The following is an 11840-nucleotide window of genomic DNA, read 5'->3' as shown; positions in this document are numbered from 1 at the left end:
GGATTTTATGAAGAATACGAGTTTGATCTTCCGGTCTATTGTAGTTATGACTGTGTTGTCTCTTATACTCGCATCAGCATTAACGATGATTTCCTATAATCGATTAATCGCTGAACAAAAGCAACAGATGGTAGATATGGAATGGACGCTGCACAATATTTTTAAAGAAGAGTCTGATGCCATTGAAAATGTGAAGAATGTACTGAAACAAGGTACGAATAATCTTCAATCACATGCGAGTGTGAAACAGATTCAAGCTCTATTAAATAGTATGAAGAGTAATCAGATGATTCATTACAGTTATCTCATCATGCCAGAACTAGCGGCAAACGGAGACAAAGTAAAGCTTCAATTAATATTGGCGAATAAAGAATACTATGTGGATACATTTATTCCAGGAGCTTCGTTTGAGATTGATGGCGAATATGCAAGAACGTTCAAAGAAATGAATGAGAATGGTTATGCCACCTCCAAGCCATACGAGGACAAATACGGGAATTGGGTAAGTGTGATCAGCGAGATTAAGAATGATAAGAATGAAAAGATCGCTTACTTTGGCATTGATTTTAACTATACAGAAATTATGACCAATCAGCGAAATTTACTCATTCAAATGTCTTCTATTGGTCTTGGGATTGTCGCTGTAGTCGTGTTGATTACGTACTTCTTACTCCGTAATATACTTCGTCCAATTAGTGTCATGTCCAAGATGACGTTAGTCGCGGCAGAAGGTGATTTATCGGTACGGATTCCAGTTAAGAGTAAGGATGAGGTAGGTAGATTAGCCGCTAACTTTAATCAGATGATTGAAAGCATTCGCCTTCTTGCACAGAACGTGAAATCGACTTCTCAGCAAGTGACAAGCTCCTCTGATGCACTTCTGATAAGTGCAGAACAAACAACAAGAGCGACGAATGAGATTGCTTCAGCGATTCAAGAAGTCGCTTCTGGATCAGAGATGCAGATGCAAGCTTCGGAAGAAAGCAAAGTTGCGATGGCAGAGATGGCAATGGGAACGCAGCGGATTGCGGAATCATCGGCTCGTTTATCGGACTATGCAAGAGAAGTAACGGATGATGCAGAAAGAGGCAATCAGGTCATTATTCATTCCGTGTCGCAGATGGAGCTTATTCATACCACAGTTTCGCAAAGCGTAGAGATCTTAGATGATTTGAATCGTCGCTCACTCGAGATCGGGAACATTGTTACGATTATTTCCGATATTTCCAAGCAGACGAACCTTCTTGCACTCAATGCAGCGATTGAGGCTTCACGAGTTGGTGAGCATGGTCGGGGGTTTGCCGTGGTTGCGAATGAGGTGCGTAAGCTTGCTGAGCTTTCACGGGATTCATCGGAGAAGATTGGGGAGCTGCTAAGCACGATCGTGGATGATGTGAAGCGCGTTTCAACAGCAATGGGTACAAGCAAGGATCAAGTAGAAACAGGTGCGAAAGCTGTTAATATGGCAGGTCAAACCTTCGATGATATCGTCCGGTCCCTACGTAGTGTGCATGAACAAGTGGAGGAAGTATCTGCAGCGGCTGAGCAGATGTCGGCAGGTAGTGAACAAGTTGCGGCTTCCTTGGACGAATTATCTACAATTGCTCGAGGTGCTTCGATGAACTCGCAAAGTGTTGCAGCCTCTTCCGAAGAGCAAATGGCAATGATGGAGGAAATTTCGAGCTCCGCAACTTTACTACGTGATACGGTTACCCACTTGGAACAAGAGATTGGGAAATTCCGCTTGGATGGCGGAAAGTCGATTTAAGTCACAAACGAGTGTATGATGAGTGTTATAGCGATTTTTGACTTCGATTTGGAGGCATTCATATGACACTATTTCATTCCCAAGTTGTAGATACGATTCGTGCTTGTTCCGCGGAGATGGATCAGACAGGCATTGCAAGTAAACAAATACTAGATGTGATTGTAGAGCAAGGATTGTTTAAACTATTTGTCCCACAAGATCTTGGCGGCTTGATGACACCCATGCCAGAAGCTTTTCGAATATTTGAGCAGGGATCGTGGATCGATGGCACATTTGGTTGGCTCATAACCATTGGTTCCGGTGGGGGATTCTTTACTGCAACGATGCCGCCTACTACGTCTAAACGTTTATATATGAGAGACGATGCCGTAGTAGCAGGCAGTGGACACCCAATGGGTACAGCTGTGAAAGTGGACGGCGGTTATAATGTGAATGGGCAGTGGAGATTTTGCAGTGGTTCGACGCACGCAACACTCTTCACAGCGAACAGTTGGATTACGGATGAGAATGCAACTGAGCCACCGGTGATGCGCTCCTTTACTTTTCTACCTGATCAGGTGAACATTATTGCAGACTGGAATGCTTTTGGACTTCGTGCAACTTCGAGTTATTCGATAGAAGTCGTAGACGCTTTCGTACCTGATGAGATGACATTCGATATTATGAGCGAGCCGTACTATGATGAGCCGATCTTTAAGTATCCGTTCAAACAATTTGCAGAAGGTTCATTCGCTGCGGTATCCATGGGACTCGGCAGACATTTCCTAGAGGAAGCACGGAGTATGGTGTCTCGTTATCAGGATAAATGGTCGCACACCGACCGTTATGCTTTCGTCATGAAACAAATTGGACAGGCAGAGATGAACTTATCTGGTGCAATAGCAGATTTCTACTCATCAATTGAAGATTCGTGGAACAAACATATAAGCGGGGAACCGCTAACAGAGGAACATCTCGAAGAGGTAAGCAGAAAGTGTAAGAAAGTCGTTCGCGTTGCGGTTCAGGGTGCAGAGTTGATCTACCCTTACTTAGGGATCCACGCTGTCATGCAAGACACGCTCATTAACCGCATCTGGCGCGATCTGCACACGGCTTCCCAGCATGCGATGCTGATTGAATATGAATAGAAGTTTAATCTGGAATAAGGATCGTTCGAGCTATCGAGCGGTCTTTTTTATCAAAAAAGAAATGGGGAATCCCCTCTAAATTGGTAAATTGTGATATACTATTTAAATGTATTAATAATCAAATAGTGGAAGTGGGGGATGAAATTGATGTTTCCAACTTCATAAAGGTTGGATTTGTGTTAGGTAATACAGAATCAAGATACATACTACGGAGGTCTAAAATGAATAGTAACTTACGCAAACTAGTCACAATTTTCACATTGATATCATTGTTAGTTTTAACCGCATGTTCCACAACAACACCTAAAGAAATCATCAATGAGGCATATACGAAGAGTGGAAGTCTGAAATCTTTTGCATTTGATTACAACATGAAATTACAGGCTAACAACGACGCATCCAAATCTTCTAATCCGGTTGAAGCACAAGCACTTGCTATGCTCCAGGACGCTAATTTAAGTATTAAAGGGAAGTATGATAAGGAGAAGGAACGTTTACAAGCGGTACTAGGCATTAGTCTGAATGGGGACATGAAAATATCCTTGGACATCCCGATTCTTTATGCGGATAAAAAAATCTATGTGAAGATCCCGAACATTCCATTCTATCCACTTCCACAGGACATGGTGGGTAAATACATTGTACTCTCGGATGCTATTGAAGGACCTGGGAAAGCCATGAACAATAGTGAGCTAGGAACGTCGCTTGCAAAAGAAGTTATTGGACTACTCGTTGATGACTTTAGTGGTTCGGAGTACTTTACCATTGTCGATAAGAAGGATGCAGAAGAAGGTCTTAAAGATTCGAAGCACATTTTGAAGTTCCAACTAAAGGATGAGACATTGGATAAGTTCGTACAAACGTTTTCTAAGACAACTTATCCGAAACTGTATACAATTCTAACGAATGAGAAGTATACGCAGCTAATGAAAGACATGAACTTTGATACAAGCGATATGAATAAAGAAGTGGTTGAGTCTGATATGAACAGCGCTTTAGAGAAGTTCCATAAAGACATGATGCTGGGAGATTTCACACTTATCACGGCACTGAATAAGGACAATTATGTATCAGACCAGAAGGTTTCGCTAGATATTACAGACAAGAGTGCAGATGGAATGAATATTAAACTTATTTTATCGAGTAAAATAACGGAGCAAAACCAGGAAATAAAGTTTGATATGGAAATTCCGTCACAAGATAAAATTGTTGATCTTACGAATCTCTTGGGTGGACAATAAATACGAACATCTATGAGTTTAAAGGGCCGCTTGAGCAATCGAGCGGTCTTTTTATTTTGCTATGAAAAGGGGAAGGAGTGTTCAATCCATAATATGGAAAACTATGTTACAATTCAAATAAGCTGAATTATTGATGGGGATGGGGTGTGGAATCGAGATGTCGTTTAAGGTTATATGGGGAATTGTGTGTGCTGCACTTATGATTTTCATTTGTGTTCAATCTTTTCGATCGAGAAAAAAGGTTGGTGTAATCTTTTTAAAGGGAAGTGGTAATTTCGGGATTCATGGTTTGTTTATCTACATTTGTATAATTACCCTTATGTATTATTTCTTTGATCATCTTTGGTTTGGTTTAATTGCGGTTATTTTTGTAGGATGCATATTTTTTCTTACTGGCGTTGGTGAAGTTTATCTCGGTGAAAGAGGAATCAAGATCAAAGGCTCTTATATTCCAAAAGATAAAATTATAGGCTACCGCATCGCCGAAGGATGGATTGGTAAAGTTGTATTCTTCATCGATGGTAAGGACGGTGTTACGGTCACGTTTACACGTAAGGATATCAGTGGCAGTGTAGAGGTAATCTTGGATCAATATTTTACATAAAAGAAATCAAAGGGATTAAACTCTTAAATTTTATAGTTAGAGGAAGAGTATTTCTGTGTAATGAGAAATGCTTTTTTATTTGGTCAAACTTGTTAGAAACAATATTAATTTATTGTAATACGATAAACGATATGCTAAAGTCATTGTATCATTAAATCCGTGAGGTGCTTTAAATGCATGCTAAACAAGGTTCAACCAATTTCTTAAAAGCAGTTATTGTTCTGATTGGAATTGCAGTGCTTGCTTTATGTATATTAATAGTGCCCCATATAGCGAATTTCGCAGCTGAATTGTATACAAGCATTGTCCCAATGAAATATCTCATTGTCATCTTGATGTATGGAGCAGCTGTGCCATTCTATTTTGCTCTTTATCAGGCTTTCAAACTTTTAGGGTACATTGACGCTGGTACAGCGTTCTCAGATCTATCTGTAAAGTCGCTAAAGAATATTAGATGGTGTGCAATTTCAATCAGTGGTTTGTATGTAATGGGCTTGCCACTCTTTCGTCTTATAGCGAAGAAAGTTGATCCTCCTATTGGATTTATAGGCGCCATTATCATAGTTGCTTCGCTCGTTATCGCCGTTTTTGCTGCTGTACTCGAGCGGCTTCTACAAGAAGCGATTAGCATAAAATCAGATCATGATTTGACGGTCTGAGGTAAGCCAAACGAGAAATGAGTGAGTTTTTAAATTCGTGTGTAGCCAACACATCGAACAAGTGATATAGTTAAGACAATTTTATAAGCGACGAACACTAGGGGAGCCCTTGCGGGCTGAGACAATTAATGGACCCTTTGAACCTGATCTGGTTAATACCAGCGTAGGGAAGTGATACGAACGATTGTTTATGTGCCGATTTGTGTATGTATTGAGGTACTTAGAGCGATAGTTAGACCACTTTCCTGCGGGAAGGTGGTTTTTTTGTTGCTTGAAGAAGGGTGGTAGGTATGGCGGAACTACATCTTGTTTCATCTGGAACAATACCCATTGAGCGATTTGTGCACATTGCGTCTAAGGTAAATCCTTATGTGGATTATGTTCATCTGCGAGAGCCGAGTCTGAGTGCCCGTGAATTGTGGGAGACCACGGTTTATATGCAAGATCAAGGCATTCCTCTAAGCAAAATCATCATCAATGATCGCGTTGATGTGGCAATCGCAATGGGAGCAGGCGGTGTGCACCTTGGGCATCGAAGTTTGCCAATACACGTGGTGAGGCGACTCTTGAATACACATATGAGTTTAAATTCTGAAGCGGGCAATACGTCGCAGCCTCTACCTGCGATCAAGCTGGGTAGCTCCGTTCATTCTATGGATTCCGCTATGGCAAGTGAACGCGAGGGAGTCGATTACTTGTTCTACGGGCATATTTATTCGAGTTTCTCCAAGCCTAATTTAGAGCCTCGTGGACTCGAGCAGCTTACAGATGTCGCGAAACTTACGAGCAGGCCCATTATTGCAATTGGGGGTATTCGTCCTTCTCATATACCCGATGTGATGCGTACAGGGATTTCCGGTATTGCGGTAATCAGTGGCATTCTCAGCAGTCCAGATCCACTGGAAGCTGCAAGGCAATATCGAACAATGCTGGATCGCGAGGGGGTGGCGACGTGCATAGATCCGTAGATGTCGTCATCATTGGCGGTGGTGTAATTGGCTGCTCCATTGCGTATCAACTTGCGAAGCGTGGCATCCAAGCTATCATTTTGGAAAAGGATCGCATCGCTTCAGGTGCATCATCTGCTGCGGCAGGCATGCTCGGGGCGCAGTCTGAGCAGTTCCAATCTCCTGCATTATTTGATCTTGCGAGGCAAAGTCGAGCAATGTTTCCAAGTCTTGCAACGGAGCTCCGTGAAGCAAGCGGGATCGACATCGGTTTCATGCAGTTTGGAATGCTTAAAGTTGCATTATCTCCAAACGAAGCAGCTGAACTTCAGCTAACAACGAGCAAGCAGTTAAGTGTCGGTGAGCAAGCAGAGTGGTTAGATGCGTATGCAGCTAGACAGCTTGAACCTGAACTATCTGATCACATCATAGGCGCGATGCATATTCCCGGTGACGGCCACGTTGTCGCACCAGATTTAACACAGGCGTTTGCCCGATCATCGATTCGGCACGGTGTGGAAATTCGAGAGTTTGCCGAAGTGTTGCAACTACTTCACCGTGACGGACAGATTGAAGGGGTGAAGACATCGAAAGAGACACTTTATTGCAAACAAGTCATTGTGGCCACAGGAGCAATGACCCAACCTTTCTTTGCAAAAGTGGGGGTGCATGTTCCGATTTACCCGGTTAAAGGCGAATGTTTTGCAGTTCGGATGGCAAAGCCTCTTTTTCAAAAAACGATCTATACCGAAAGCTGCTATCTCGTTCCCAAAAGAAGTGGGGAAATCCTCATAGGTGCCACGACGACACCGAACTGTTGGGATACAAAAGTGACATTACAGGGGCTTGTAACATTGTTTGAACGCGCTCAACAGCTGATTCCTGCTATACGTCATACCGAGTGGAGTCGAACATGGGCAGGTTTACGACCGCAGACAGCAACGGGCATGCCTTATATGGGCGAGCACCCACAGCTTCGGGGATTATTTCTTGCAGCTGGTCATTACCGCAATGGCATTCTGCTTAGCCCAATCACTGGACATATCATGGCTGAACTTATTACTGGCCACACACCTATTCAGGATATTCGTCTTTTTGCTGTACCTGAATCATCAACTCATACCGTGGAGGTGTAACACTTCATGTGGTTAAACATTAACGGTGAGAAAGTGGAGGTACCCGAGACCATACATACTGTTGCGGATGTACTGAAGCATTTTGAACTGGAACAAAGAATCGTCATTATTGAGCTGGATCAGCACATTATCGACAAGTCACACTACGAGAACACCGAAGTGCAGCAGGGTAGTCGAATGGAAATTGTGCATTTTGTAGGCGGGGGGTGAGTAGATGATCGCCAAAGCATTGACGATTGCAGGCTCTGACAGCGGAGGGGGAGCGGGTATTCAGGCTGATCTGAAGACTTTTCAAGAGCTTGGTGTATACGGAATGACGGCCATTACTGCCATTACTGCCCAGAACACATTAGGCGTGCATGCTGTTGCTCCGATGACGCCGGAATTAGTCATCAATCAAATCCAGTCTGTCGTAACTGATCTGAGACCCGACGCTATCAAGACAGGCATGCTGCACAATTCGGAGATTATACAGGCAACTGTGGAATGCATTCGAGAATATGATTTGCGCAATATTGTCGTGGATCCAGTCATGATCGCCAAAGGCGGTGCTTCCTTACTCGCTCAAGATGCAATTACTGCACTTATTAAACATTTACTGCCCTTAACAGACATGATTACACCTAATATTCCAGAAGCAGAAGCACTCACGGGGTTAACGATTCATTCCATGAATGATCGAATGGAAGCATGTCGGCATATTTACGCGTATGGCGTCCGATATGTGCTTATCAAAGGCGGTCATGATGCTGAGGAGCAACATTCAGCAACGGATCTACTTTACGATGGGGAAGTTTTCATCACTTATACCGAGCCAAGAATAGCAACTAAACATACACATGGCACGGGCTGCACGTTCTCGGCGGCGATTACAGCTTGTCTGGCGCAAGGAGATTCGATTCCAGATGCGGTAAAGACAGCCAAAGCGTTCATTCAAGCGGCAATCACAGATTCTCTGAACATTGGGCAGGGGCACGGACCTACGAACCATTTTGCCTATTACAATCATCATTTGCAGAAAGTAGGTCATCAACATGCACCGTGACCAACTTAAGTTGTATCTGATCTTCGGCAGCTGCAATGTTCGTACAGACCCGTGCAAAGTACTGGATGATGCCATCCGAGGCGGCGTAACCATTTTCCAATATCGGGAAAAAGGATCAAATGCTTTAACCGGTTCAGCTAAGTACCATCTCGGCAAAGAACTTCAAGCCCTATGTAAGAAGCATCAAATCCCGTTTATCGTCAATGACGATGTTGAGCTTGCGATGCAGTTAGATGCAGATGGGATTCATATCGGGCAAGAGGATGTAGCAATTACTGAGATTAAGGAATTATTTCACCCCATTAATCATCTTCCTCGTAAAATAATCGGCGTATCCGCCCACCAAGTAGCGGAAGCCGTTCATGCCATCGAGCACGGTGCTGATTATCTCGGAGTCGGACCGATGTACCTGACCCAGACGAAGAAGGATGCACGAGAAGTCGTGGGGCAATCCATGATTAAGGAAATCCGGAAACACGGTATCACCCTTCCACTTGTCGGTATTGGTGGAATTGACACTTATAATGCTTTACCTGTGATCGAAGCGGGTGCAGATGGAGTTGCCGTTATCTCTGCAATCAGTCAGTCACAAGATCCCATGCATTCCGCACAGCAATTCATTCAATTGATCCAGCCAATTTTAAATATAAGTGAGGTGTAGGAACGATGAGTCAAATCATTAACAATCAACAAGCAAGCGAAACGAAGCAAGTATCGATCTCAAGTTTTCCTAATAGTCGTAAAGTGTACACAGAAGGATCTCGCCCTGACATTCGTGTAGCCATGCGTGAGATAGCGCAAAGCCCTTACGAAAGCAGCCGAGGTGTTGAAGAGAACCCACCAATTCGAGTTTATGACACAAGCGGACCTTACACGGATTCGGAAGCTACAACAAATATTAGTAAGGGGCTTCCCGCTCATCGTCTATCTTGGATTCAAGAGCGTGGAGATGTTGAGTATTACGAAGGAAGAGAAGTGAAACCTGAGGATAATGGACTTCGTGCGAATGATCCGCTAGCGAATCAACAAGTTTTTCCTGGACTTAATCGCCGTCCACTTCGTGCGCAGGAGGGTCAGAATGTTACGCAGATGCACTATGCGCGTAAAGGTATCATCACACCTGAGATGGAATACATTGCGATTCGGGAGAGTGTGAAACCAGAGTTTGTACGAGATGAAGTGGCAAGGGGGCGCGCGATCATTCCATCTAACATCAACCACCCTGAGAGCGAGCCGATGATTATCGGACGTAACTTCCTAGTTAAGATCAACGCGAACATTGGGAACTCGGCTGTTAGCTCTTCGATCGAGGAAGAAGTGGAGAAGATGACGTGGGCAATCCGTTGGGGCGCGGATAACGTCATGGATTTATCGACAGGCAAGAACATACATACAACAAGAGAGTGGATCGTTCGTAATTCCCCGGTTCCAATTGGGACAGTTCCACTTTATCAGGCGCTCGAGAAAGTGAACGGTAAAGCCGAAGATTTAAGCTGGGAAGTGTATCGCGATACGTTAATTGAGCAGGCGGAGCAGGGCGTGGACTATTTTACAATTCATGCAGGTGTACTGTTACGATATGTTCCGCTCACAGCGAAGCGTCTGACAGGGATTGTTTCGCGCGGCGGTTCGATTATGGCAGCCTGGTGCTTGGCGCATCATCAAGAGAACTTCTTGTACACCCATTTCGAAGAGATATGTGAAATTATGAAGACTTACGATGTGGCATTCTCACTTGGAGATGGTCTGCGTCCTGGATCGATCCAGGATGCGAATGATGAGGCTCAGTTTGCTGAATTAGAAACGCTAGGAGAATTAACGAAGATTGCATGGAAGCATGATGTACAGGTGATGATCGAAGGACCGGGACATGTGCCGATGCACCTGATTAAGGAGAACGTTGATAAGCAGATGGAAATTTGCCAAGAGGCACCTTTCTACACGCTAGGACCACTAACGACCGATATTGCACCGGGTTATGACCACATTACATCAGCGATTGGTGCAGCAATGATCGGTTGGTTTGGTACAGCGATGCTATGCTATGTGACACCGAAGGAGCATCTAGGATTACCGAATAAGAATGATGTTCGAGATGGTGTGATTGCTTATAAAATTGCGGCGCATGCTGCTGATTTAGCAAAAGGCCATCCGGGTGCACAGGATCGGGACAATGCGTTGTCTAAAGCACGCTTCGAGTTCCGTTGGCGCGATCAGTTCAACTTATCCTTAGATCCAGAGCGGGCAATGGAATTCCATGATGAGACGCTGCCAGCAGAGGGGGCGAAGACTGCGCATTTCTGTTCGATGTGTGGACCGAAGTTTTGCAGTATGCGGATTACCCAAGATATTCGTGACTATGCCGATCAACAAGGGTTAGATGAGAAGTCCGCGGTAGATCAAGGGTTTGCTGAGAAATCGCAACAGTTCCGTGAAGCAGGTAGTCACATTTATACTTAGGAGGTGCGCGTACATGCTGCAAATTGGTTCTTTTTCATTCGATTCAAGATTGTTACTTGGAACAGGTAAATTCCCGAATTTTGATATTCAGAAGCAAGCAGTTGAAGCATCTCATGCGGAAATACTGACGTTTGCGGTTCGCCGTATGAATATATTTGAACCGAGTCAGCCCAATTTTCTAGAGATGCTCGATTTAAGTAAGTACACGCTACTTCCCAATACTGCTGGTGCGTCTACTGCGGAAGAGGCTATACGAATCGCACGACTCGCCAAGGCATCTGGCTTATGTCATATGATTAAAGTTGAAGTAATCGGCGATATGAAGACACTACTGCCAGACCCTTTTGAAACGTATAAAGCGTGTGAGCAGTTATTAGAAGAAGGATTTACGGTATTGCCGTATATCTCGGATGATGTGTTACTAGCTAAACGATTGCAGGAGCTTGGTGTTCATGCCGTCATGCCGGGTGCATCTCCAATTGGTTCGGGGCAGGGGATTGTGAATCCGCTGAATCTAAGTTTTATTATCGAGCAGGCCACAGTTCCTGTTATTGTAGATGCTGGGATTGGCAGTCCCGCAGACGCAGCACTTGCGATGGAACTTGGTGCAGATGGAGTGTTGCTAAATACTGCCGTGTCGGGTGCAGAAGATCCTGTGAAGATGGCACTTGCCATGAAACTTGCGATTGAAGCCGGAAGATTAGGCAATGAGGCGGGGCGTATTCCGAAGAAACGCTATGCATCAGCTAGCAGTCCAACGGTAGGTATGGTCTCAAGTTCATAAGTCATCATACATCCTTACCAACATGCAAAAAAGCCACTCTTACCCCGCATATCGCGTGCAAGAGTGGCT

The 11840-nt window shown here is 44.2% G+C and carries 12 protein-coding genes and 1 riboswitch; all 12 genes read left to right on the top strand.

Annotated elements, in window-relative coordinates:
- Positions 1-7: 7 nt before the first annotated feature.
- The 12 genes from NV379_RS20240 (at position 8) to NV379_RS20185 (ending at position 11771) form a co-directional block, all read left to right on the top strand.
- The gene (locus NV379_RS20240) at positions 8-1768 is read left to right on the top strand and encodes a methyl-accepting chemotaxis protein (RefSeq protein WP_258209161.1); all 1761 of its coding nucleotides are present in this window, start codon (positions 8-10) and stop codon (positions 1766-1768) included.
- A 62-nt stretch (positions 1769-1830) separates the two neighbouring features.
- Positions 1831-2895, top strand: a complete 1065-nt coding sequence (locus NV379_RS20235; RefSeq protein WP_258209160.1) for an acyl-CoA dehydrogenase family protein — start codon at positions 1831-1833, stop codon at positions 2893-2895.
- Between the two features lie 221 nt (positions 2896-3116).
- Positions 3117-4136: a hypothetical protein gene (locus tag NV379_RS20230; RefSeq protein WP_258209159.1), complete on the top strand. Its 1020-nt coding sequence runs from the start codon at positions 3117-3119 to the stop codon at positions 4134-4136.
- A gap of 319 nt (positions 4137-4455) precedes the next feature.
- Positions 4456-4740, top strand: a complete 285-nt coding sequence (locus NV379_RS20225) for a hypothetical protein (RefSeq protein ID WP_258209158.1) — start codon at positions 4456-4458, stop codon at positions 4738-4740.
- A 173-nt stretch (positions 4741-4913) separates the two neighbouring features.
- Positions 4914-5399 carry a DUF2975 domain-containing protein gene (locus NV379_RS20220; RefSeq protein ID WP_258209157.1) on the top strand — a complete coding sequence of 162 codons (486 nt, stop codon included), beginning with the start codon at positions 4914-4916 and terminating at the stop codon, positions 5397-5399.
- A gap of 89 nt (positions 5400-5488) precedes the next feature.
- Positions 5489-5586: riboswitch (TPP riboswitch) on the top strand.
- Between the two features lie 103 nt (positions 5587-5689).
- Positions 5690-6367, top strand: a complete 678-nt coding sequence (locus tag NV379_RS20215; protein ID WP_258209156.1) for a thiamine phosphate synthase — start codon at positions 5690-5692, stop codon at positions 6365-6367.
- A complete protein-coding gene (gene thiO / locus NV379_RS20210) occupies positions 6352-7482 on the top strand; it encodes a glycine oxidase ThiO (protein ID WP_258209155.1) in 1131 nt (376 codons plus the stop codon). The genes NV379_RS20215 and thiO overlap by 16 nt, the downstream gene beginning before the upstream one ends.
- A 6-nt stretch (positions 7483-7488) precedes the next feature.
- Complete coding sequence (thiS, locus tag NV379_RS20205; RefSeq protein WP_258209154.1) at positions 7489-7692, top strand: sulfur carrier protein ThiS; 204 nt, start codon at positions 7489-7491, stop codon at positions 7690-7692.
- A gap of 4 nt (positions 7693-7696) precedes the next feature.
- Complete coding sequence (gene thiD, locus NV379_RS20200) at positions 7697-8527, top strand: bifunctional hydroxymethylpyrimidine kinase/phosphomethylpyrimidine kinase (protein ID WP_258209153.1); 831 nt, start codon at positions 7697-7699, stop codon at positions 8525-8527.
- The gene (gene thiE, locus NV379_RS20195) at positions 8517-9188 is read left to right on the top strand and encodes a thiamine phosphate synthase (RefSeq protein ID WP_258209152.1); all 672 of its coding nucleotides are present in this window, start codon (positions 8517-8519) and stop codon (positions 9186-9188) included. Before thiD ends, thiE begins: the two co-directional genes overlap by 11 nt.
- A gap of 5 nt (positions 9189-9193) precedes the next feature.
- Positions 9194-10987 carry a phosphomethylpyrimidine synthase ThiC gene (gene thiC, locus NV379_RS20190; protein WP_258209151.1) on the top strand — a complete coding sequence of 598 codons (1794 nt, stop codon included), beginning with the start codon at positions 9194-9196 and terminating at the stop codon, positions 10985-10987.
- 13 nt (positions 10988-11000) lie between these two features.
- The gene (locus NV379_RS20185) at positions 11001-11771 is read left to right on the top strand and encodes a thiazole synthase (RefSeq protein WP_258209150.1); all 771 of its coding nucleotides are present in this window, start codon (positions 11001-11003) and stop codon (positions 11769-11771) included.
- Positions 11772-11840 lie beyond the last annotated feature (69 nt).

The sequence above is a fragment of the Paenibacillus radicibacter genome, from assembly GCF_024721995.1.
In the GTDB taxonomy this organism is placed as follows: domain Bacteria; phylum Bacillota; class Bacilli; order Paenibacillales; family NBRC-103111; genus Paenibacillus_AM; species Paenibacillus_AM radicibacter.
Note: the sequence above shows the minus strand (reverse complement) of the source record. Positions and strands in the feature narration are given on the sequence as shown.

Bases quoted from the DNA above. Each gene is read 5' to 3' on its own strand.
- NV379_RS20240 (WP_258209161.1), top strand. From the start codon at position 8: ATGAAGAATACGAGTTTGATCTTCCGGTCTATTGTAGTTATGACTGTG.
- NV379_RS20235 (WP_258209160.1), top strand. From the start codon at position 1,831: ATGACACTATTTCATTCCCAAGTTGTAGATACGATTCGTGCTTGTTCC.
- NV379_RS20230 (WP_258209159.1), top strand. From the start codon at position 3,117: ATGAATAGTAACTTACGCAAACTAGTCACAATTTTCACATTGATATCA.
- NV379_RS20225 (WP_258209158.1), top strand. From the start codon at position 4,456: ATGTATTATTTCTTTGATCATCTTTGGTTTGGTTTAATTGCGGTTATT.
- NV379_RS20220 (WP_258209157.1), top strand. From the start codon at position 4,914: ATGCATGCTAAACAAGGTTCAACCAATTTCTTAAAAGCAGTTATTGTT.
- NV379_RS20215 (WP_258209156.1), top strand. From the start codon at position 5,690: ATGGCGGAACTACATCTTGTTTCATCTGGAACAATACCCATTGAGCGA.
- thiS (WP_258209154.1), top strand. From the start codon at position 7,489: ATGTGGTTAAACATTAACGGTGAGAAAGTGGAGGTACCCGAGACCATA.
- thiD (WP_258209153.1), top strand. From the start codon at position 7,697: ATGATCGCCAAAGCATTGACGATTGCAGGCTCTGACAGCGGAGGGGGA.
- thiE (WP_258209152.1), top strand. From the start codon at position 8,517: ATGCACCGTGACCAACTTAAGTTGTATCTGATCTTCGGCAGCTGCAAT.
- thiC (WP_258209151.1), top strand. From the start codon at position 9,194: ATGAGTCAAATCATTAACAATCAACAAGCAAGCGAAACGAAGCAAGTA.
- NV379_RS20185 (WP_258209150.1), top strand. From the start codon at position 11,001: ATGCTGCAAATTGGTTCTTTTTCATTCGATTCAAGATTGTTACTTGGA.